The 20550-nt window shown below is 53.7% G+C and carries 24 protein-coding genes; 3 read left to right on the forward strand and 21 right to left on the reverse strand.

The window, feature by feature from the left end; translation table 11 throughout:
• Positions 1-20: 20 nt before the first annotated feature.
• From rpsJ to fkpA, 12 genes are all read right to left on the reverse strand, one after another.
• A complete protein-coding gene (rpsJ, locus tag E2F51_RS05010) occupies positions 21-332 on the reverse strand; it encodes a 30S ribosomal protein S10 (RefSeq protein ID WP_001181005.1) in 312 nt (103 codons plus the stop codon).
• A gap of 339 nt (positions 333-671) precedes the next feature.
• Positions 672-1145, reverse strand: a complete 474-nt coding sequence (gene bfr / locus E2F51_RS05015; RefSeq protein ID WP_013204137.1) for a bacterioferritin — start codon at positions 1143-1145, stop codon at positions 672-674.
• Between the two features lie 84 nt (positions 1146-1229).
• Positions 1230-1424, reverse strand: coding sequence for a bacterioferritin-associated ferredoxin (gene bfd, locus E2F51_RS05020; protein ID WP_013204138.1), 195 nt, complete (start codon positions 1422-1424; stop codon positions 1230-1232).
• A 166-nt stretch (positions 1425-1590) separates the two neighbouring features.
• Positions 1591-2775, reverse strand: coding sequence for an elongation factor Tu (tuf, locus tag E2F51_RS05025; RefSeq protein WP_013204139.1), 1185 nt, complete (start codon positions 2773-2775; stop codon positions 1591-1593).
• A 70-nt stretch (positions 2776-2845) separates the two neighbouring features.
• Positions 2846-4960 (reverse strand): elongation factor G, encoded by a 2115-nt coding sequence (fusA, locus tag E2F51_RS05030; RefSeq protein WP_013204140.1) that lies wholly within the window; start codon positions 4958-4960, stop codon positions 2846-2848.
• A gap of 93 nt (positions 4961-5053) precedes the next feature.
• Positions 5054-5524: a 30S ribosomal protein S7 gene (rpsG, locus tag E2F51_RS05035; protein ID WP_008457106.1), complete on the reverse strand. Its 471-nt coding sequence runs from the start codon at positions 5522-5524 to the stop codon at positions 5054-5056.
• A gap of 96 nt (positions 5525-5620) precedes the next feature.
• A complete protein-coding gene (gene rpsL, locus E2F51_RS05040) occupies positions 5621-5995 on the reverse strand; it encodes a 30S ribosomal protein S12 (RefSeq protein ID WP_013204141.1) in 375 nt (124 codons plus the stop codon).
• A 125-nt stretch (positions 5996-6120) separates the two neighbouring features.
• Entirely contained in the window at positions 6121-6408 is a 288-nt protein-coding gene (gene tusB, locus E2F51_RS05045; RefSeq protein WP_134824814.1) for a sulfurtransferase complex subunit TusB, read from the reverse strand.
• A gap of 7 nt (positions 6409-6415) precedes the next feature.
• Positions 6416-6775, reverse strand: a complete 360-nt coding sequence (tusC, locus tag E2F51_RS05050; RefSeq protein ID WP_013204143.1) for a sulfurtransferase complex subunit TusC — start codon at positions 6773-6775, stop codon at positions 6416-6418.
• On the reverse strand, positions 6775-7161 hold the full coding sequence (tusD, locus tag E2F51_RS05055; RefSeq protein WP_134822886.1) for a sulfurtransferase complex subunit TusD: 387 nt from the start codon (positions 7159-7161) through the stop codon (positions 6775-6777). The genes tusC and tusD overlap by 1 nt, the downstream gene beginning before the upstream one ends.
• Complete coding sequence (locus tag E2F51_RS05060) at positions 7161-7883, reverse strand: transcriptional regulator (protein ID WP_013204145.1); 723 nt, start codon at positions 7881-7883, stop codon at positions 7161-7163. The genes tusD and E2F51_RS05060 overlap by 1 nt, the downstream gene beginning before the upstream one ends.
• A 199-nt stretch (positions 7884-8082) precedes the next feature.
• A complete protein-coding gene (fkpA, locus tag E2F51_RS05065) occupies positions 8083-8919 on the reverse strand; it encodes an FKBP-type peptidyl-prolyl cis-trans isomerase (RefSeq protein ID WP_013204146.1) in 837 nt (278 codons plus the stop codon).
• 285 nt (positions 8920-9204) lie between these two features.
• On the opposite strand from fkpA, the gene E2F51_RS05070 reads away from it, so the two are divergent.
• Entirely contained in the window at positions 9205-9423 is a 219-nt protein-coding gene (locus E2F51_RS05070; protein WP_013204147.1) for a SlyX family protein, read from the forward strand.
• Between the two features lie 58 nt (positions 9424-9481).
• On the opposite strand, the gene slyD is transcribed toward E2F51_RS05070, so the two are convergent.
• The 4 genes from slyD to kefG form a co-directional block, all read right to left on the reverse strand.
• Complete coding sequence (gene slyD, locus E2F51_RS05075) at positions 9482-10033, reverse strand: peptidylprolyl isomerase (RefSeq protein ID WP_013204148.1); 552 nt, start codon at positions 10031-10033, stop codon at positions 9482-9484.
• A gap of 139 nt (positions 10034-10172) precedes the next feature.
• Entirely contained in the window at positions 10173-10367 is a 195-nt protein-coding gene (locus E2F51_RS05080; RefSeq protein WP_013204149.1) for a YheV family putative zinc ribbon protein, read from the reverse strand.
• 8 nt (positions 10368-10375) lie between these two features.
• A complete protein-coding gene (kefB, locus tag E2F51_RS05085; RefSeq protein WP_134822887.1) occupies positions 10376-12181 on the reverse strand; it encodes a glutathione-regulated potassium-efflux system protein KefB in 1806 nt (601 codons plus the stop codon).
• Positions 12182-12733: a glutathione-regulated potassium-efflux system ancillary protein KefG gene (gene kefG / locus E2F51_RS05090; RefSeq protein WP_013204151.1), complete on the reverse strand. Its 552-nt coding sequence runs from the start codon at positions 12731-12733 to the stop codon at positions 12182-12184.
• 121 nt (positions 12734-12854) lie between these two features.
• Between kefG and E2F51_RS05095 the strand changes: the two genes are divergently transcribed.
• On the forward strand, positions 12855-14753 hold the full coding sequence (locus tag E2F51_RS05095; protein ID WP_013204152.1) for an ABC transporter ATP-binding protein: 1899 nt from the start codon (positions 12855-12857) through the stop codon (positions 14751-14753).
• A gap of 50 nt (positions 14754-14803) precedes the next feature.
• Here the strand turns inward: E2F51_RS05095 and E2F51_RS05100 are convergent, their stop codons facing one another.
• On the reverse strand, positions 14804-16291 hold the full coding sequence (locus tag E2F51_RS05100) for a nicotinate phosphoribosyltransferase (protein WP_134822888.1): 1488 nt from the start codon (positions 16289-16291) through the stop codon (positions 14804-14806).
• Positions 16281-17156 carry a ribose-phosphate diphosphokinase gene (prs, locus tag E2F51_RS05105; protein ID WP_134822889.1) on the reverse strand — a complete coding sequence of 292 codons (876 nt, stop codon included), beginning with the start codon at positions 17154-17156 and terminating at the stop codon, positions 16281-16283. The genes E2F51_RS05100 and prs overlap by 11 nt, the downstream gene beginning before the upstream one ends.
• A gap of 214 nt (positions 17157-17370) precedes the next feature.
• Between prs and E2F51_RS05110 the strand changes: the two genes are divergently transcribed.
• On the forward strand, positions 17371-18096 hold the full coding sequence (locus tag E2F51_RS05110) for an NUDIX domain-containing protein (RefSeq protein WP_134822890.1): 726 nt from the start codon (positions 17371-17373) through the stop codon (positions 18094-18096).
• Positions 18097-18106: 10 nt separating this feature from the next.
• Here the strand turns inward: E2F51_RS05110 and tauD are convergent, their stop codons facing one another.
• Genes tauD through tauB form a run of 3 tightly spaced genes read right to left on the reverse strand, consistent with a single transcriptional unit; the run spans position 18107 to position 20549 of the window.
• Complete coding sequence (tauD, locus tag E2F51_RS05115; protein ID WP_134822891.1) at positions 18107-18961, reverse strand: taurine dioxygenase; 855 nt, start codon at positions 18959-18961, stop codon at positions 18107-18109.
• The gene (gene tauC / locus E2F51_RS05120) at positions 18958-19785 is read right to left on the reverse strand and encodes a taurine ABC transporter permease TauC (protein WP_134822892.1); all 828 of its coding nucleotides are present in this window, start codon (positions 19783-19785) and stop codon (positions 18958-18960) included. Before tauC ends, tauD begins: the two co-directional genes overlap by 4 nt.
• Positions 19782-20549 (reverse strand): taurine ABC transporter ATP-binding subunit, encoded by a 768-nt coding sequence (tauB, locus tag E2F51_RS05125; protein ID WP_013204159.1) that lies wholly within the window; start codon positions 20547-20549, stop codon positions 19782-19784. Before tauB ends, tauC begins: the two co-directional genes overlap by 4 nt.
• Position 20550 lies beyond the last annotated feature (1 nt).

Raw genomic sequence — 20550 nt, forward strand, 5'->3', positions numbered from 1 at the left:
TCAATCGCTCAATGACCTGATTAACCCAGGCTGATCTGCACGTCTACACCTGCAGCCAGATCCAGACGCATCAGAGCATCAACCGTTTTTTCAGTTGGCTCAACGATGTCAACCAGACGCTTGTGAGTGCGAATTTCATACTGATCGCGCGCGTCTTTGTTGACGTGCGGGGAGATCAGAACAGTAAAACGCTCTTTGCGGGTCGGCAGCGGAATAGGACCACGAACCTGCGCACCAGTGCGCTTGGCAGTCTCTACGATTTCCGCAGTTGATTGATCGATCAAACGATGATCAAACGCTTTAAGACGGATACGGATTCTTTGGTTCTGCATGAGACCAGAGCTCCAATTATTTATAAACGAAAAGATTACTACTCAAACCCATTACGATTGATGGGAGAGTGTAATCGTCTGCACATAACTCCCCTATTGGGAGTATTGTCAGGTGAGCTAATTGCTAACCTGCGGTTCAGATTGAACCGGGCCGTCATTTCTGACGAGCCCGCGCATTATACGTGTCTGAGCACACAAAGCAAACTGTTTGTCGCAAAGGACTGTAGTGGGAAGCTGGAAGGGGAAAGCGCTTGATGGAACTCAGAAATGACAACGCCGCTGAAGTGACTGTTTCAGCGGCGAAAATATGTACAACGACATTGCAACTGCCCTACCCTGCTATTCGACTTTTATTTGTGTCTGTAGATAATTTTGAACCCCAACCTTGCCCATCAGCTCGAGTTCGGTTTCCAGGAAATCGATGTGATGCTCTTCATCCTCCAGGATCACAATCATCATGTCCCGACTGACATAGTCATGCACCTTGTCGGCGTAGGCTATCGCTTCCCGCAAGTCTCTCGCCCCTTCAAGTTCCAACGCTAAATCTGACTTCAGCATCTCTTCAACATCCTCTCCGATGCGAAGTCTGCCCAGATCCTGCAGGTTGGGTAATCCTTCAAGAAACAGAATGCGTTCAATGTACTTGTCGGCATGCTTCATTTCATCGATGGATTCGTGGTACTCAATATCGTTAAGCCGCATCAGTCCCCAATTCTTGAACATCCGCGCATGCAGGAAATACTGATTAATAGCAACCAGCTCATTTCCAAGCAATTTGTTTAAATGACTTATAATTTTGGCATCGCCCTTCATTTTGCTTCCTCCGCTTCCAGTTAATCAAATCGTAGACGCGGATTGGGGGAAGTCAAAAAACCATGACAAATTATAGGGAGATTATCAGGCGATCTCTTTGTACTGCGGAACGTGCTGCATTTCTTCATCCATGATTTCGCGCGCGGCACGGATACATTTGCCACATTGTTTGCCAACCGGGACCAGTTGACGAAGGTGCTGTAACGATTTCGGTTGATAACGACGGACAACTTCGCGGATGGTTTTATCACTAACGGCATTACACAAGCAGACGTACATTTTGCGACTCCAGTACAGTTTCTGATCATAGTGTAAATGCGAATCGTTTTTATTTCAATCGCTACCCGCCTGCCGGCGTCGAATTACAGGCATAAAAAAAGAGCACCGAAGTGCTCTTTTTATTTGCACCGGCAGAGCGAACCCTGCCGTTTCAAATCATCGACAATTAAGCGATAACTTTAGCAACAACGCCCGCACCAACAGTACGGCCGCCTTCACGGATTGCGAAACGCAGACCGTCATCCATCGCGATTGGGTGGATCAGGGTAACAACCATCTGGATGTTGTCACCAGGCATTACCATCTCAACGCCTTCTGGCAGTTCGATGGTACCGGTCACGTCAGTTGTACGGAAGTAGAACTGTGGACGGTAGCCTTTGAAGAACGGAGTATGACGGCCGCCTTCATCTTTGGACAGAATGTAAACTTCTGACTCAAATTTGGTGTGTGGCTTGATTGAACCTGGCTTAGCCAGAACCTGGCCACGCTGGATTTCTTCACGCTTGATACCACGCAGAAGAACACCACAGTTCTCGCCTGCACGACCTTCGTCAAGCAGCTTACGGAACATCTCAACACCAGTACAAGTAGATTTAACGGTGTCTTTGATGCCGACGATTTCAACTTCTTCGCCAACTTTAACGATACCGCGCTCTACACGACCGGTAACAACAGTACCACGGCCGGAGATAGAGAAAACGTCTTCAATTGGCAGCAGGAATGGCTTGTCAATTGCGCGCTCTGGTTCTGGGATGTAGCTATCCAGGTAACCAGCCAGCTCGATGATTTTCTCTTCCCACTCAGCTTCGCCCTGCAGTGCTTTCAGTGCAGAACCGCGAACGATTGGCAGGTCATCACCAGGGAAGTCGTAGGCAGAAAGAAGTTCACGAACTTCCATCTCAACCAGTTCCAGCAGCTCTTCATCATCAACCATGTCACATTTGTTCATGAATACGATGATGAAAGGAACGCCAACCTGGCGACCCAGCAGGATGTGCTCACGGGTCTGAGGCATAGGGCCGTCAGTTGCAGCAACAACCAGAATTGCACCGTCCATCTGCGCAGCACCAGTGATCATGTTTTTCACATAGTCGGCGTGGCCTGGGCAGTCAACGTGCGCATAGTGGCGAGTCGGGGTGTCATATTCAACGTGAGAAGTGTTGATGGTGATACCACGCGCTTTTTCTTCTGGTGCGTTATCGATCTGGTCGAATGCACGAGCAGAACCGCCGTAGGTTTTAGCCAGAACGGTGGTGATAGCTGCTGTCAGGGTAGTTTTACCGTGGTCAACGTGGCCGATAGTACCAACGTTGACGTGCGGTTTGTTACGTTCAAATTTCTCTTTAGCCACGACGATATTCCTTACTTTAATGCTCTCACTCCATGGTGAGAGCATATGATCAATATTTTAAAACTGTAGCTTATTTGCTACGAGCTTCAATAACGGCCTGAGCGACATTGTTCGGCGCATCATCATACTTCAGGAACTCCATAGAGTATGAAGCACGGCCTTTAGTCAGAGAACGCAGCTGAGTTGCATATCCGAACATTTCAGACAGCGGAACTTCAGCGTGAATCTGAACGCCAGTAGCGTTAGATTCTTGTCCCTTCAGCATACCACGACGACGGCTAAGGTCACCGATAACGTCACCGGTGTTCTCTTCCGGAGTCTCTACTTCAACCTTCATGATCGGCTCAAGCAGAACTGGAGTTGCTTTCCTAAAGCCGTCTTTGAACGCGATAGAAGCAGCCAGTTTAAACGCCAGCTCAGAGGAGTCAACGTCATGGTAAGAACCAAAGTGCAGACGAACACCCAGATCAACTACTGGATAACCAGCCAGAGGACCTGATTTCAGCTGCTCCTGGATACCTTTGTCAACCGCAGGGATATATTCCGTTGGAATAGTACCGCCTTTGATGTCGTTGACGAACTCGTAACCTTTAGGGTTCGAGCCTGGCTCCAGTGGGTACATGTCGATAACAACATGACCGTACTGACCACGACCACCAGACTGCTTGGCGTGTTTGCCTTCGATATCGGTAACTTTGGCGCGAATCGCTTCACGATAAGCAACCTGAGGTTTACCGACGTTCGCTTCAACGTTGAATTCACGCTTCATACGGTCAACGATGATGTCGAGGTGCAACTCACCCATACCGGCGATGATGGTCTGGTTAGTTTCTTCATCAGTCCATACGCGGAATGATGGATCTTCTTTAGCCAGACGACCCAGAGCCAGACCCATTTTTTCCTGGTCAGCTTTGGTTTTTGGTTCAACAGCGATCGAGATTACTGGCTCTGGGAATTCCATGCGCTCCAGAATGATCACGTTGTTCGGATCACACAGAGTGTCACCGGTAGTCACGTCTTTCAGACCGATAGCCGCGGCGATGTCGCCTGCACGAACTTCTTTGATCTCTTCACGCTTGTTGGCGTGCATCTGTACGATACGGCCCAGACGCTCACGAGCAGACTTCACCGGGTTATAAACTGTGTCACCGGAGTTAACGATGCCAGAGTAAACGCGGAAGAAGGTCAGGTTACCAACAAACGGGTCGGTAGCGATTTTGAACGCCAGCGCAGCAAACGGTTCTTCATCATCAGAGTGACGAACAGCTGGGGTATCTTTACCATCGTCCAGCATACCGTTGATTGCAGTAACGTCAGTTGGAGCCGGCAGATATTCAACAACCGCATCCAGCATCGCCTGAACACCTTTGTTCTTAAATGCAGAACCACAGGTAACCAGGATGATTTCGCTGTTCAGAACGCGCTTACGCAGAGATGTTTTGATCTCTTCTTCAGTCAGCTCTTCGCCGCCAAAGAATTTCTCCATCAGCTCGTCAGAACCTTCAGCAGCGGCTTCGACCAGCTTGGCGCGCCATTCATCAGCCAGTTCCTGCATATCAGCTGGGATCTCTTCGTAAACGAAGGTCACGCCCTGATCGGCATCGTTCCAGTTGATGGCTTTCATTTTCACCAGGTCAACAACACCGGTGAATTTCTCTTCTGCGCCGATTGCCAGCTGCAATGGAACTGGGTTTGCACCCAGGCGCACTTGCATCTGATCAACAACTTTCAGGAAGTTAGCACCCATGCGGTCCATTTTGTTAACGAACGCGATGCGTGGAACTTTATATTTGTTAGCCTGGCGCCATACGGTCTCAGACTGTGGCTGAACACCACCAACTGCACAGTAAACCATTACTGCGCCGTCAAGCACACGCATGGAACGTTCTACTTCGATGGTGAAGTCAACGTGTCCCGGGGTGTCGATGATGTTTACATGGTGTGGCTCAAACTGCTTAGCCATACCAGACCAGAAACAGGTGGTCGCAGCGGAAGTGATGGTAATACCACGTTCCTGTTCCTGCTCCATCCAGTCCATGGTGGCCGCGCCGTCATGTACTTCACCGATTTTGTGGTTTACACCGGTGTAGAACAGAACACGTTCGGTCGTCGTCGTTTTACCGGCGTCGATGTGTGCGCTGATTCCGATGTTACGGTAGCGCTCAATGGGTGTTTTACGAGCCATTTGATTCCTCTGATTCTCGGACGTTCTAAGTTAGTAAACCCCAGCGGGTGAGTCACTGGGACGCCCGCTGGGTTAATAACAACTACGAAGCTGTTACCAGCGGTAGTGAGCGAACGCCTTGTTGGCTTCGGCCATACGGTGAACGTCTTCACGTTTCTTAACTGCAGTACCTTTGTTCTCTGCAGCATCAGAAAGTTCGTTCGCCAGGCGCAGAGCCATCGATTTATCACCGCGTTTACGAGCAGCTTCAACGATCCAACGCATTGCCAGAGCATTACGACGAACCGGACGGACTTCAACTGGTACCTGATAAGTAGAACCACCAACGCGACGGGATTTAACTTCCACGGTTGGGCGGACGTTGTCCAGGGCTACTTCAAATGCTTCCAGTTCGTTTTTACCTGAACGCTGAGCCAGGGTCTCAAGCGCGGTATAGACGATTGATTCAGCTGTAGATTTTTTACCGTCTACCATCAGGATGTTTACAAATTTAGCCAGCAGCTCTGATCCGAACTTAGGATCTGGCAGGATTTTACGCTGGCCAATTACGCGACGACGTGGCATGGAAATACTCCGTTGTTAATTCAGGATTGTCCAAAACTCTACGAGTTTATTATGACATTTAATATAAAACGTTTGGCCTTACTTAACGGAGAACCATTAAGCCTTTGGCTTCTTCACGCCGTACTTGGAGCGTGACTGCTTACGGTCTTTAACACCTGAGCAGTCCAGCGCGCCACGGACGGTGTGGTAACGCACACCTGGCAAGTCTTTTACACGACCGCCACGGATCAGGATCACGGAGTGTTCCTGCAGGTTATGACCTTCACCGCCGATGTAGGAGGTAACTTCAAAACCGTTGGTCAAGCGAACACGACATACTTTACGCAGTGCGGAGTTCGGTTTTTTAGGGGTAGTAGTATATACGCGAGTACATACACCACGTTTCTGCGGGCAGGCTTCCAGCGCAGGTACGTTGCTCTTTGCAACTTTACGTGCGCGTGGTTTGCGAACCAGCTGATTAACTGTTGCCATTAAATAGCTCCTGGGATTTGCTTTTGCTTCGTAAACACGTGATAAATCGCCTCGTGGTATAACGAGGACGCAGAATTTTAGGGCTGAGCTCAAAAGGTGTCAAGAAATAACCAGGATATCTTCAGTTACCAGGTCATTTGTTGTGGGTTTTTTACCGTCAGCGCGACGAAATCAGTATAGCTTACTGTCGCCACACTGGTTGAAATTTGAGCAGAAAGCCCACGCGCGACAATGTCTTCTTCCAGCACATACAGGGATATAGGGGCATTCTGCAGGATTTCAAGGCTACGCGTCCCTTCAATTGCGGCCAGCACGCCATCCTGAATGAGCAGAACATCGTCGCCTGCCGCAAATAAACGCACGATCGCGGCTAAATCGGTCTTAAAGGGGGACGCGGTCAGAGTGTGAAGCATAAAATCCTCAAAACGTGATGATCCGATCGTACTTTCCAAGCGCTTCACGCAATGCAGCAGGCGTCATCACTTCGACCGGCAGCACGTCGGTCATTTCGGCATTCAGGCCACGTTCAGCCAACGATTCCGCACAGACATAGAAATGCTCGATGTCATACAGCGGCAGCACGCCAAAGGTCGCAATGTAATTGCGCGAAAGTATCTGTTCGGGATGCTGGCCTGAGATAAGCTGGAACACGCCATCGCTGACAAAAAACAGCGCCAGCTCTTCACTCAATGCAGACATCGCCATCACCGCATCAAGCCCTTCGCGGCCGGCACTGTTGCCATGAGGAGCCTGGCTGAACACGAACGCCACACGGTTCATCAGAACTGCACCAGACGGTCACAGGTCAGCGCCGCTTCCGCCAGCGCACCCAATCCCGACAGTTGGAAGCCTTCCGCCAGATTGGCCGCAGGCAGCCCCAGATTGGTCGCTTCCTGCCGATCGGTAATGCCCCGACGTAACGCCGCGGCCACGCAGATATTCAACGTCACGCCCTGCTCCTGATGCAGGCGTTGCCAGGCCTGACTGAGGTGAAATTCGTCGCTGGCCGGTGAGGTTAACTGGCTGGCATTCAGCACGCCTTCACGATAGAAGAACACGCTCTCCAGCTGATGACCGGCGGCCATTAAAGCCTGGGCGAAAAGATAGGCGCTGCTGGATTGCTGCGTGCCGTAAGCCGGTCCGGTGACCAGCAGGGAATAACGCATCAGCGATCGTGCCCCTGCAAATCACCGTTCTTGAACTGGCGGATGTAGAGATAAACCGTGTGCTTGGAAATATTCAGCCGGTCGGCGACCTGGTTAATGGCATCCTTGATATCAAAGATCCCCTTCTCATACAGGTTCAGCACGATCTGACGGTTTTTGGCGTTGTTGGACACATTGCGGTCGCCGCTCACCTCTTCGATGGTGAACTCCAGCGTTTGCATCACCAAATCGTCAACCGACGACGCGAAGTTCACGGAAGATGCCGCGTCCTGTGTCTCCGGTGGCATAAACGTCGCCATAATCTGAGAGAAAGGCACATCCAGGTTCATGTTGATGCACAGCAGGCCAATGACACGTTGATCGCCGTTGCGGATGGCAATGGTCACCGATTTCATCAGTACGCCGCTTTTTGCCCGCGTGAAGTAGGCTTTGGAGACATTGCTGTCTGCGCCATTCATGTCATGCAGCATACGCAGCGCCAGGTCGGTAATAGGCGACCCAATTTTACGCCCCGTGTGCTCGCCATTGGCGATTCTGACCGCTGAGCACTTCAAATCTTCCAGTGAATGCAGCACGATTTCGCAGTGGGAGCCGATAAGCATTGCCAATCCATCCACCACCGCTTCATAGGATTTGAGGATATCAAAGTCAGTTTGCACGAAGGGATGCTGTTCCAGTAATTCCAGATCGGCCACATCACCGGTAAAAATTGAACCAGACATTTAGACACCACCCTTTAAGAGAGCCTGTCGCACGGCGCAAGGGCAGACTCATTCTGAAGAAAATGCGTGAGGCACAGTCTATCAAATATCAGAAACGCCTGTCCTGACCTTTGTCATGAAATGCCGGGGAACGCAACAACAAGAGGGATTTTACAGCGGGGAAAGCACACCGCCACACAATGTGTGGCGGTGAGAGGTGTTACTTCGCCTGCGTGGCGGCTGGGGCTTCTGCTGGGCTCGGAGCATTAGCATCCGCTTTGGCAGCAGGTTTGATGTCAAGCAGCTCAACATCGAACACCAGCGTGGAGTTAGCCGGGATACCCGGAACGCCGTTTTTGCCGTAAGCCAGCTGTGGTGGGATCACCAGCTTAATCTTACCGCCTTTCTTCACGTGCTTCAGACCTTCAGTCCAGCCTGGGATAACGCCATCCAGACGGAATGACAGTGGCTCACCGCGGGTGTAGGAGTTATCGAATTCAGTACCGTCAATCAGCGTACCTTTGTAGTTCACTACCACAGTGTCGCTGTCTTTCGGTGCGTCGCCGGTACCTTCTTTCTCAACCTGGTAAAGCAGGCCAGACTCGGTTTTCTTCACGCCTTTTTCTTTCGCGAACTTGGTGGCATAAGCCTCACCTTTCGCGGTGTTCTCTTTTGCGTCTTTTTCCATCTTGGCCTGAGCGGCGCCTTTCACGCGGCCTTCAAATGACTGCAGCGTCTGCTCGATTTCCTGGTCTGAGAGTTTGCTCTTACCCGCAAAAGCGTCCTGAACACCGGAGATCAGCTGATCTTTATCCAGTTTGATGCCCAGTTTCTCTTGCTCTTTCAGTGAGTTCTCCATGTAGCGACCCAATGACGCACCCAGCGCATAAGCGGACTGCTGGTCGTCATTCTTGAAGGCTGCATTCTTCGGTGCCTGCTGTGGTGCCTGTTCAGCCGGTGCTGCTGCCGGAGTAGTTTCGGCAGCCATGGCCAGTGGCGCATTCAGCGCAACGGCCATGGTGGTGGCTAACAGTGTGACTTTAAACAGTGATTTCATCCATTTCTCCAAAACCGAAGGCTCTCACCTCGGAAATCGTTTACAGGCCAGGGCCTGCACTATAACTGTCTGCGAGGAAGCTACACAATCTCGCAATGAAAACTAAGTTAACTTCCGACCGCAGTCCCCTGCGAAAGTTTCACCACAGAGATGCAGACGCGAAAGAACTTTTTCAACCGCTGGAGCGAAATTAACCGCAAAATCCCTATTTCAAGCCAGGCTTTGCCGTTAGAATCACGCCATTCGGCCAGTATACCGGCCAGTGCAGCAACAAGAGGAATACGTATGCAACAATCATTGTTTGAAGAGCGGATGGAGATGCTGGAGAGCCGACTGGCCTTTCAGGAACATACCCTGGAAGAGCTTAACCAAACGGTGATTCATCATGAACTGGAGATGGCCCGTTTGCGTGAGCAAATGCGCCTGCTGACCGATAAGCTAAAATCAGCGGCTCCTTCGATGATCGCGTCACAGTCTGAAGAAGCCCCGCCGCCGCACTACTAACGGCCGGTTCAGCGCATAAAAAAAGGAGCCCGTGGGCTCCTTTTTTCGTGTCGGGCACTTAGTGGCAGCCACAGCCGCCAGTACCACAACCGCCTTTACCATGGTCGTGATCATGGTCATGGTCGTGATCGTGGTCATGACCGTGCTCACCGTGAACGTGGCCATGGGCCAGTTCTTCCGGCGTCGCTTCACGAACCGCAACCACTTCAACGTTGAAGTTCAGGTTCTGACCGGCCAGCATATGGTTACCGTCAACCACAACGTGCTCGTCTTCAACTTCGGTGATTTCTACCGGAACAGGACCCTGATCGGTTTCTGCCAGGAAGCGCATGCCAACCTGCAGTTCATCAACGCCCATAAACACGTCTTTCGGTACGCGCTGTACCAGGTTGTCGTCATACTGACCGTAAGCGTCGTCGGCAGCGATGTTCACTTCGAACTTATCACCCGCCTGATGCTCTTCCAGGGCTTTTTCCAGACCTGAGATCAGGGAACCATGACCGTGCAGGTAATCCAGCGGTGCGCTCACCGGGGACTCATCGACCAACACGCCGTCTTCTGTACGTACCTGGTATGCCAGGCTGACCACCAGGTCTTTAGCTACTTTCATGATTACTCCTAACCGTTGAGAACGTTGAGTCCTTAGTTTGTTGACCTGTTTGCCAACGCGAAAGACTCTAAATTGCGCCGATTGTAACGAATTTCAATGCCGCTGTGTGTTACAGCTTAAAAAAAGCTGAGGCATAACGCTACTCAGGATGGAAAATTCCAATCACTTGCTCATTGGTTCTGACCTGTTCCTGCGCCTGTTTGTCGGCTTCACGCATCTGGTGGCCGCACTTAACACACTCAACCACATCGATATTATTCTCCTGCCACAGCGCAAGCGTGTCCTGAGCCTTGCATTTTGGGCAGGTGGCACCTGCAATAAATCTTTTACGCATAATCGATCCTATTCAAATTCGTCCCAGCCATCAAACTGGCGTTTTTCATGCTGCATCTCAGCCTGAAAAATATCTTCCAGCTCACGACGCGCCTCTTTTACCCGGGAAATTTGCTGGCTGTCAGCATGATTTGGCATCAGTTCACGCAGCATTCGCATATCTAACCGGCGAAAATGTTGCTGGGCGCGAAACGCCTGATGAGGATGCATGCCCAGCGTCATCAGTGCCTTGCGTCCTAACTCCAGCGCACTGGAGAAGGTCTCACGCGAGAACTGCGTTACGCCAGCCTGAATCAGCTCGTGCGCCTCCACACGTCCCCTCGCCCTTGCGAGGATCTGCAGGTGCGGGAAGTGATGCTGGCAGAGATGCACAATCTCCATCGCATCTTCCGGGCCGTTACAGGTAATCACGATAGACTGGGCGGTTTCTGCGCCAGCGGCACGCAGCAGCTCCAGCTCGGTCGCATCCCCATAGTATACTTTGTAACCGTATTTTCGCATCAGGCTAACCGCACTGATATCGCGCTCCAGCACGGTAATGCGTTTCTCGTTGGCCATCAGCAGGCGGGCGACAACCTGACCAAAACGCCCGAAGCCCACCACGATCACCTGTGGCTTATCATCCTCAACGAACGGTTTCTCGGCGGTCTCATCCACTTCGTTAAAGCGTCTTTCCAGAATCTTATCCCCGCCCTGCATTAGCAACGGCGTGGTCATCATCGACAGGGTGACGGTAACCAGCAGCAGCGGCATCTGATCGCCGGTGAAAAGCTTCGCCGAGGAGGCAGCGGAGAACAGCACAAAGGCAAACTCACCGCCCTGGCTCAGCACGCCGGAAAATTGCAGGCGTTCTGAACTGCGCAGGCCAAAGATGCGGGAAAGCAGATAGAGCACGCCGGCTTTGATGGAAACCAGTGCCACCACGCCAATCAGGATTTCGGTGATATGGGTATAAAGCACGCCCAGATTCAGCGCCATGCCGACCGAGATAAAGAACAGGCCCAGCAGCAACCCTTTGAAGGGATCGATGGCGATTTCAAGCTCATGGCGGTATTCACTTTCCGCCAGCAGGATCCCGGCGATGAAGGTTCCGAGCGCCATCGAAAGCCCCAGCGCATCCATAAACAGCGCCGAACCCAGCACCAGCAGCAACGCCGCTGCGGTAAAGACTTCACGCACGCCGGAAGCGGCGATAAAGCGGAAGATCGGCTTCAGCAGATAGCGACCCCCAATCAGCATGCCGGCAAAGGCCAGCACCTTCATGCCAACCTTCATCCAGTCGGTGTGGCCGCTGTCACCGCCGGCCAGTAACGGCACCAGCGCCAGCGCCGGGATCACTGCCAAATCCTGGAACAGCAGCACCGAAAAGCCCAGCTGACCGGACTCGTTACGGTTCATGCCCTTATCGCGCATTAACTGCAGCGCCATCGCCGTCGAGGACATCGCCAGGCCAATGCCGCCGATGGTCGCGGCCTGCCAGGAGAAATCCGTTAGCAGCAGCAGCCCGCCCAAAATGGCCGCACTGAAGATAACCTGCGCCGCGCCGACGCCGAAGATAGACCGACGCAGCTCCCATAGCTTTGAGGGCTTCAGTTCCAGACCGATGATAAACATCAGGAACACCACGCCCAGCTCGGAGAAGTGAAGGATCTCGTCCACATCGCTGATAAAACCAAGCCCCCACGGGCCGATGGCAATACCCGCCAGCAGATAGCCCAGAACCGCGCCAATGCCTAAACGGGCCGCAATCGGCACAGCGATAACCGCAGCAAATAAATAGACCACGCCTGCCGTCAGGAGAGTTTGTCCTTCCATTCAAATACCTCCATAAGGCAAAGGGGAAGCGAGCCAGTCACTGTACGCTCGCGAAAAATTCTTCATCACGTCCGGGGTCTGGCGACGGGCCCAGTAGATGATCATCGGCGTTAGCCAGTGCATCCGGCACATCTGCGCCGTCAGCTCGAACGGACGCATAATGTCTGACATCGGATAGCGGTTCAGCCCTTCCTGATGGTAAGCCGCTTCAGGCTCACCGGTGGTGATCACACTGCGCCAGTATTTGCCTTCCAACACGTTGCCGCCGGGACCGCTGGCAAACCCGCGTGACAGCACACGATCGAGCCACTCTTTCAGCAGCGCCGGGCAGCTGTACGTATAAAGAGGATGCTGGAAAACGATGATGTCGTGCTCGCGCAACAACTGCTGTTCGTAGTGAATATCGATAAAGAAATCAGGATAGTGCGCGTAGAGATCGTGAACGGTCACGTGCGGCAAATCATAGGCCGGTTGCAGCAAAACCCGATTGGCTATCGAGTCTTGTGATTCCGGGTGTGCATAAAGCAGCAAAACTTTAGGTGGCTGCGACATCATTCCCCTCCAAATCATCGTCACGGCGGGGAAATTCCGCTACCATGCTCGACGCAACGGAATTCAAGATTCCGAAAAAATTGATGGTTTAATTTAACATATCCTGACTATTACGGCGCTTATGATTGTCTTCTCATCGTTACAAATTCGACGCGGTGTCCGCGTACTGCTGGACAATGCCACAGCCACGATTAACCCCGGGCAGAAAGTGGGCCTGGTGGGAAAAAACGGCTGCGGTAAATCCACGCTGCTGTCGCTGCTCAAAAACGAGATAAGCGCCGATGCAGGGAGCTTTAGCTTTCCCGGCACCTGGTCGCTGGCCTGGGTCAATCAGGAAACCCCGGCCCTTTCCGTTCCGGCGATTGAATACGTGATCGATGGCGATCGCGAATTCCGTCAGCTGGAAGCTGAACTGGCACATGCCAATGAGATCAACGACGGCCACGCCATCGCCACGCTGCACGGTAAGCTGGATGCGATTCAGGCCTGGACAATACAGCCTCGCGCCGCCAGCCTGCTTAACGGTTTGGGCTTTTCTCAGGAACAGCTGCAACGCCCGGTAAGCGATTTCTCCGGCGGCTGGCGCATGCGTCTTAACCTGGCGCAGGCGCTGATTTGTCGCTCTGACCTGCTGTTACTCGATGAACCGACAAACCACCTCGATCTTGATGCAGTGATCTGGCTGGAGCGCTGGCTGAACAGCTATCAGGGCACGCTGGTATTGATTTCGCATGACCGCGACTTCCTCGATCCGGTGGTCGACAAAATTCTGCATATCGAAAACCAGTCGATGAACGAATACACCGGCAACTACAGCTCGTTCGAAATTCAGCGCGCCACCAAGCTGTCGCAGCAGCAGTCGATGTTTGAAAATCAGCAGCAAAAAGTGGCGCATCTGCAAAGCTTTATCGACCGCTTTAAGGCCAAAGCCAGCAAAGCCAAGCAGGCACAAAGCCGCATCAAAATGCTCGAGCGCATGGAGATGATCGCGCCTGCTCACGTTGATAACCCGTTCACCTTCAGCTTCCGCGAGCCGGAAAGCCTGCCTAACCCGTTGCTGAAGATGGAAAAAGTCACCGCCGGTTACGGTGATAAAATCATCCTGAATTCCATCAAGCTGAACCTGGTTCCTGGCTCCCGCATTGGGCTGCTCGGCCGCAACGGGGCCGGTAAATCCACGTTGATTAAGATGCTGGCCGGCGATCTGGCGCCGTTAAAGGGCGATATCGGCCTGGCAAAAGGCATCAAGCTTGGTTACTTCGCCCAGCATCAACTGGAATTCTTACGGGCAGATGAATCTCCGCTGCAGCATATGGTGCGTCTGGCGCCAAAAGTGTTGGAACAGCAGCTGCGGGATTATCTGGGCAGCTTTGGTTTCCAGGGCGATAAAGTCACTGAAAACACCGAACGCTTCTCCGGCGGTGAAAAAGCGCGGCTGGTGCTGGCACTGATTGTCTGGCAGCGCCCTAACCTGCTGCTGCTTGATGAACCGACCAACCACCTGGATCTGGATATGCGTCAGGCCCTGACCGAAGCGCTGATTGATTTCGAAGGCGCACTGGTCGTCGTTTCGCACGACCGTCACCTGCTGCGCTCCACCACCGACGATCTCTACCTGGTTCACGATGGTCAGGTCGAGCCGTTTGATGGCGATCTGGAAGATTACCAGCAGTGGCTGAGCGATCTGCAAAAGCAGACCTCGGCGTCAGAGCCGAAGCAGGACAGCGCCAACAGCGCGCAAAATCGTAAAGACCAGAAACGGCGTGAAGCGGAACTGCGCACCCAGACTCAGCCGCTGCGTAAGCAGATCGAGAAGCTGGAAAAGCAGATGGAAAAGCTGAACACGCAACTGTCAGAGGCGGAAGCCAAACTGGCCGATGGCGACATCTACGATCAGAGCCGCAAAGCCGATCTCACGTTAGCGCTACAACAGCAGGCTACGGCAAAATCGGCGCTGGAAGAGTGTGAGATGGAATGGCTGGATGCGCAGGAGCAGTTGGAAACCCTGATGGCCTCCTGATGCCACACGTCAGAGGCGCGTGAAATGCGCACCTCTGACGCTTTCCTGATTTACTGTGCGGCCAGACGCTGACGCAGCGTCGCAAGATCCTCAGTATTCAATAGCTTGCCATTGAGAAAACGCGTTTTCAGTTCCCCGCCGCGCTCCTGCGCCCAGTTTTGCCCATCTTTAAGCGTTAATTCCCCGGCGGCATTCCGATCGACCCGCAACAAGCCACGCGCTGAATTCTTCATGCCGCTGTCGGTTTTAGGCTGCTTAAAGATTTCACGCCCAACGCCATTCACTTCGCCGTAAGTCGCTTTCATCGCAAAGCCGAAGGTGTCCCGGGTGTTGTACTGGTAGGTGTAAGAGCCGACCCCAAACACCACGTTACTGCTGGCAAAGCCTTTGGCTTCCAGACGGCTGAGGATCTCATTCGCGCGTTCCAGGGTAATCGAGTCGCCATAAATCAGCCCCACATGCGGATCCAGCACTTTGTAGCCCTTGCTGTTCACCGTACCGCCAAAGATTTCCCATAACACTTCAACAGAGCCTTTTTGCTGGGCGGTTCGCGCGGGATCCGTCGCCTGATCATCACCCGTTCCACATAAGATTTCCACCGGGTTACCGCTGTCCGGGCGAAACACCAGACGCCCCTCACGCGCCATAATCTCCGGCCGCAGCTCGCGGCTGTATTCGGTCAGCACTTTCCAGTAATCCCAGGTATCCGACACCACAGAGACAAATCCCTGCGGGTAAAGCTCGGTAATCAGTCGGCGGAAGGTGGCGATTTCGCCCTGCTCTTCTCCCATGCACATCACGCTGTGCTCGGTGGCCGGAATGCTGCCGGCGATAAAGTAATCTTTGGCCGGCGTGTAGTAACGGCGGGCATACAGAATGGAAGGCAAACTGTCGGTGCCGGTAAAGCTCAGCAGATGCCCGACACCCGCCTGTGCGGCATCATGCAAGCCTGACATTCCCCGGAAGGAGAAGTCGTGGCACTGAAAATCGATATGGCTGTTATCGTCACAGGTCCGGTCCGCCCACAGTTGGCAAATCTGTCGGTAATGGCTGGCGACGGTGGCATTGGTGGACGATTTCCATAACTCCGCCGACATCACGCTTTCCAGGTAATTGACCAGCCAGAAAAATTCATCAACCGTGTTGGTGATGGTCAGCACCGGAATTTTCATCGGCACTTTGCTGCCTTCATCCAGACTTTTGATCTCCAGCGGCAGATAGCCTAAGCGGTGCAACGCACGAATATGATCAACGCTGACGCTGCCTTTTCCAAGGTAGCTGTCCATCAGCTGTTGATACTCATCCACCACCACCTCTTCTGGCTGGGCGAAAAACTTGTCGTTGAACAGATCGACCATGAACCACTGCAGAAAACCCTGCAGGCCAAAGAACACCAGACGGTCGTCGGCCAGCGTTGAATGGAAGAAGCGGTTTCCGCGCGGCGTGAAGTTGGAATAGACCTTGTTGGTGCCCAGCGGGTATTGCTCACGGTGCGAGGTCTTGTAACCATCAATGGCCAGAATCGGATTAGTTTGCATGGTTATCTCCTTCGCGGTGGAATATTGCATCGCTATTAATCAGCTCGACGTGCGGCTGCGCAATGGCCGGATCGGCAATGGAAGTGGTGGTCCAGATATGGTCAATGCCCTGACACAGCAGATGATCAACCCCTTTAGTAAACAGGCCATGAGTGACATACAGGCTGACCGAGCGGGCTCCCGCCTCGCGCAGGATGGCGGCCGAACCGATAAAGGTGCCGCCAGCATCACACAGGTCATCGGCGATCAGCACATCGCGTCCCGAAACCTCGCCTTTCAGCAGTTCAAATCCACTTAACCTGCCGCTGGTGATATCTCTGTGCTTGGCCAGGATGCCAAAGTCGCTGGCCCCGACATGCTGAGCCAGCGCATGAATTTTTTTCAGCGCGCCAGCGTCCGGCGCTATCAGCATCATTCCCTGTTCCAGTTTGCTCATCAGACTGCGACTGTGTTGCAGGCAACGATGTTGTGGGATAGCCATCATGCGATCGAGGACACCTGCAGCCACATCACTGTGCGGGTCCAGCACTTTCACCCGGTCAAAGCCCAACTGATTGATGAAACCAGCAAAGACCTTCAACGCGAAACTGTCGCCATCACGCATGTTGCGATCCTGACGGGCATAAGGCAGCCAGGGCAGTTCGAGGGTCGTTAACGTCAGGGTGTAGCGTTGGCGAGCAGCATCCAGTAACTGCGCCACAAGCATCAGATCGTCCATGCTCTGCATGGCTGTCGCCCGCAGCGTCAGCACGTTTGCCTGTGAACGCAGTGGCGGAAGCAGGTGAGCCCAGACCGCACCATCAGGAAAGCGGCCGGTATCGAATGCCGTTTCCTGTTCATCGAGGGTTAATGAGAGTTTCATCATTGTCAGACTCCTTTCAGTTATGATTAATGTCCTAGAGACATTTATATAATTGTCCATGAGACACTATTAAGCAAGCGTTTGATTTCCATTTCGGGTAATAAACACCTAACCATCTGATTTAATGCAGATTAAAACATCCTTTACGCAGTGGTATTTGAATGACGCGCAGCAGACTGATAATGTGTCTTTGTGACACTTCTTCGCAGGCAATCCCATGACAGCAGAACAGCAGTATCTGGCCGGCTATGATCCCAGCCGCTATCCCACGCCCATTGTCACCGTCGACAGCGTCCTGTTTACTCTCTTTGACCAACGACTCTGTGTGTTGCTGGTGCAGCGTGCCAACCATCCGCAGCAAGGTTTTTGGGGGTTACCGGGTGGGTTTATAGATTTAACGCGTGATGACTCAACCAGAGCCACAGCAATGAGGAAGTTGCAGGAGAAAACGGGCGTGATTCCGCCCTGGCTGGAGCAATTAGAAACCTTTTCGGGCCCCGACAGGGATCCGCGCGGCTGGAGCCTGACATCGGCCTGGTATGCGTTGATCGCGGCAGAGAATTGCCAGTCGGAAAGTGATGCCATCAGTGATGTGCAGTGGCAGCCAGTGGCAGAGCTGGCGTCGAGGTCAGATATTGCCTTTGACCATCAGCAGATTATTGCCGCCGCTTTGCAGCGATTACGGCAGAAGACGCTCTATTCCTTGCTGCCGGTGTACTGCCTGCCCGCGGCTTTTACGTTGACTCAGCTTCAGGATGTCACCGAAACGATCCTTGGCCAAACGGTGCAGCGCAAAAGCCTTATCCGCCGGTTTGAGGCTTCTGAGATGTTCGAAGAAACCGGCGAAAGCGTGGCCACCGGTGCGCGAAAAGCGAAACTCTATCGCCTGAAAGTCGGCGCCGATGTCCGCAACTTCTCGCGCAACCTGATGGCCGCTGACTAATTCACAGCCCTCAGCGTTCAGCGCGGTAAAAAGGCTTGTCACCCAGGATGGTGGCACGATGCATGATCCTGCGCTGCGGCAGATAGTCGGCGTTAGCATAATGCTGCGTGACCCGGTTATCCCAGATAGCAATATCGTTCTCCTGCCAGCGCCAGCGGACCTGAAACTCCGGTTTGGTGACATGGGCAAACAGGAAGTTCAGCAGCGCATCGCTCTCCTTCTGGCTGACATCCACAATGCGCGTGGTAAAGCCTTCGTTGACGAATAACGCCGGCTTGCCGCTGACCGGATGGGTGCGGATCACCGGATGCAGCAACGGCGGGTTCTTCTCGACCGCCAGCTTCCAGCGCGCATGCTCCTCTTCACTGCCACGATGCTTAAACTCCTGAAATGACTTGGTAAAGTCATGCTCGGCCTGTAATCCGCTCAGCAGCACCTTAAAGGGTTCAGACAGCGCCTCATACGCGGCAATGCCGCTGGTCCACAGCGTATCGCCACCCGTTTCCGGCAGCTGTTTGGCCGCGAGGATCGCGCCAGCCGGCGGCGTGGCAATAAAGGTCACATCGGTGTGCCAGTTATCGTTGTCCGGCGGATTATTGTCATGGGTATCCAGCACGATAATCTCTTCCACACCCGGCGCGTGAGGATAAACCGGGGGGATATGCAGGTCGCCAAAGCGGGTGGCCAGCGCACGCTGCTGCTGAGGCGTGACCGGCTGATCGCGGAAGAATAAGACCTGATGGCGGATCAGTGCATGATAAAGCTGTTCGAATTGCGCATCGCTCAGCGGACGGCTGAGGTTGATGTCGGAAACCTGAGCGCCGATATTCGGGCCCAGCGCGGTAATCGTCAGACGTTCGTTCATGAGTGTACTCCGTGCCACGGGGTTAAGCGGCGCTGAAGCGCGCGCAGCCCCAGCTCAAGGGTGAAAGCGATCAGGGCGATGACGACAATGCCGGCCAGCACCACATCGGTCGCTAAAAATTCTCCGGCGGACTGCACCATAAAGCCCAGTCCACGCGTGGCGGCGATCAGCTCAGCGGCCACCAGCGTCGACCAGCCCACGCCCAAACCAATGCGCAGACCGGTGAGGATTTCAGGCAGTGCGCCAGGCAAAATCACAAACCACAGCACCTGCCAGCGGTTGCCGCCCAGCGACTGGGCCGCGCGGATGCGTACCTGCTGGGCGCTTTTCACCCCAGCCAGGGCTGACATCGCCACCGGGGCAAAAATGGCCAGGTAGATCAGCAGGATTTTGGAGGTCTCGCCAATGCCAAACCAGATCACCATCAGCGGCAGATAGGCCAGAGGCGGAACCGGACGATAAAGTTCGATCAGCGGATCGAGAATGCCGCGTGCGGTTGCACTCAATCCCATCAGAATGCCAACCGGCACGCCGATAATCACCGCGGCAAACAGCGCGATCAGGATGCGGGTCAGACTGGCGGCCAGATGCTGCCAGAGCGTGGCATCCATAAACCCCTGGGAACTGGCAATGGTCAGCAGCTGATGGAACACCTGCTGCGGCGCAGGCAGAAACAGCGGCGCAATCAGTTTCAGCGCCGTGACGCCCCACCAAATCGCGAGGATCACCAGCAAGGTCGCCGCACTCAGCGTGATCTGGCGGCCAAAGGGCCAACGCAGTCGCACGCGGCGTGGCACGGTTTTTTCGGTGGATAACAGGCTCATGAAAACACCTCGCGTTGCTGGAAGACCTGGCCTAAAACGTATTCTCTGCGCTCAATAAACGCCGGATCGGACTTGATGGATCGGCAGGACTCGCCAGCGATATAACGACGGCCAAAGTCGAGAGGCAGTCGTTCAATCACCCTTCCCGGTCCGGGCGACAGCAGGATCAGCTCACTGGCAAGAAACACCGCTTCTTCGATATCGTGAGTGATCAGCAGGATCTTCTTGCCGCTCTCCTTCCACAAGGTCAGCAGCAGTTCCTGCATCTGCTCGCGGGTGAAGGCGTCAAGCGCGCCGAAAGGTTCATCCAGCAGCAACAGCTGCGGGTCGGCGGTCAGCGCCCGGGCAATGCCCACCCGCTGGCGCATGCCGCCGGACAGCTGCCAGATAAAGCGTTTTTCAGCGCCTTCCAGCCCAACCTTCTTCAGCATCTGGCGAGCCACCTCGCGGCGAGCGTTTTTCTCGACGCCGGCCAGCTGCAGGCCAAAAGCGACGTTATCCAGCACGTTGCGCCACGGAAGCAGCCCTTCATGTTGAAACACCACGCCGCGTTCAGCGCCCGGCCCGGTGACCGCCTTGCCATCCAGCATAATGCTGCCGGATTCGGCAGGGAGAAAACCGGCAATCAGATTCAGCAGCGTGGTTTTGCCACAGCCTGAAGGTCCCAGCACCACCAGCAGCTCACCAGAATCAATCGACAGGTTGATATCCTGCAGTGCGAGATGCCCTTCATAGCGAGCCGTAAGATGCGAGACCGTCAGCATG

Source organism: Erwinia sp. QL-Z3 (genome assembly GCF_004551645.1).
In the GTDB taxonomy this organism is placed as follows: domain Bacteria; phylum Pseudomonadota; class Gammaproteobacteria; order Enterobacterales; family Enterobacteriaceae; genus Erwinia; species Erwinia billingiae.

Bases quoted from the DNA above. Each gene is read 5' to 3' on its own strand.
- rpsJ (WP_001181005.1), bottom strand. From the start codon at position 332: ATGCAGAACCAAAGAATCCGTATCCGTCTTAAAGCGTTTGATCATCGT.
- bfr (WP_013204137.1), bottom strand. From the start codon at position 1,145: ATGAAGGGCGATGCCAAAATTATAAGTCATTTAAACAAATTGCTTGGA.
- bfd (WP_013204138.1), bottom strand. From the start codon at position 1,424: ATGTACGTCTGCTTGTGTAATGCCGTTAGTGATAAAACCATCCGCGAA.
- fusA (WP_013204140.1), bottom strand. From the start codon at position 4,960: ATGGCTCGTAAAACACCCATTGAGCGCTACCGTAACATCGGAATCAGC.
- rpsG (WP_008457106.1), bottom strand. From the start codon at position 5,524: ATGCCACGTCGTCGCGTAATTGGCCAGCGTAAAATCCTGCCAGATCCT.
- rpsL (WP_013204141.1), bottom strand. From the start codon at position 5,995: ATGGCAACAGTTAATCAGCTGGTTCGCAAACCACGCGCACGTAAAGTT.
- tusB (WP_134824814.1), bottom strand. From the start codon at position 6,408: ATGCTTCACACTCTGACCGCGTCCCCCTTTAAGACCGATTTAGCCGCG.
- tusC (WP_013204143.1), bottom strand. From the start codon at position 6,775: ATGAACCGTGTGGCGTTCGTGTTCAGCCAGGCTCCTCATGGCAACAGT.
- tusD (WP_134822886.1), bottom strand. From the start codon at position 7,161: ATGCGTTATTCCCTGCTGGTCACCGGACCGGCTTACGGCACGCAGCAA.
- E2F51_RS05060 (WP_013204145.1), bottom strand. From the start codon at position 7,883: ATGTCTGGTTCAATTTTTACCGGTGATGTGGCCGATCTGGAATTACTG.
- fkpA (WP_013204146.1), bottom strand. From the start codon at position 8,919: ATGAAATCACTGTTTAAAGTCACACTGTTAGCCACCACCATGGCCGTT.
- E2F51_RS05070 (WP_013204147.1), top strand. From the start codon at position 9,205: ATGCAACAATCATTGTTTGAAGAGCGGATGGAGATGCTGGAGAGCCGA.
- slyD (WP_013204148.1), bottom strand. From the start codon at position 10,033: ATGAAAGTAGCTAAAGACCTGGTGGTCAGCCTGGCATACCAGGTACGT.
- E2F51_RS05080 (WP_013204149.1), bottom strand. From the start codon at position 10,367: ATGCGTAAAAGATTTATTGCAGGTGCCACCTGCCCAAAATGCAAGGCT.
- kefB (WP_134822887.1), bottom strand. From the start codon at position 12,181: ATGGAAGGACAAACTCTCCTGACGGCAGGCGTGGTCTATTTATTTGCT.
- kefG (WP_013204151.1), bottom strand. From the start codon at position 12,733: ATGTCGCAGCCACCTAAAGTTTTGCTGCTTTATGCACACCCGGAATCA.
- E2F51_RS05095 (WP_013204152.1), top strand. From the start codon at position 12,855: ATGATTGTCTTCTCATCGTTACAAATTCGACGCGGTGTCCGCGTACTG.
- E2F51_RS05100 (WP_134822888.1), bottom strand. From the start codon at position 16,291: ATGCAAACTAATCCGATTCTGGCCATTGATGGTTACAAGACCTCGCAC.
- prs (WP_134822889.1), bottom strand. From the start codon at position 17,156: ATGATGAAACTCTCATTAACCCTCGATGAACAGGAAACGGCATTCGAT.
- E2F51_RS05110 (WP_134822890.1), top strand. From the start codon at position 17,371: ATGACAGCAGAACAGCAGTATCTGGCCGGCTATGATCCCAGCCGCTAT.
- tauD (WP_134822891.1), bottom strand. From the start codon at position 18,961: ATGAACGAACGTCTGACGATTACCGCGCTGGGCCCGAATATCGGCGCT.
- tauC (WP_134822892.1), bottom strand. From the start codon at position 19,785: ATGAGCCTGTTATCCACCGAAAAAACCGTGCCACGCCGCGTGCGACTG.
- tauB (WP_013204159.1), bottom strand. From the start codon at position 20,549: ATGCTGACGGTCTCGCATCTTACGGCTCGCTATGAAGGGCATCTCGCA.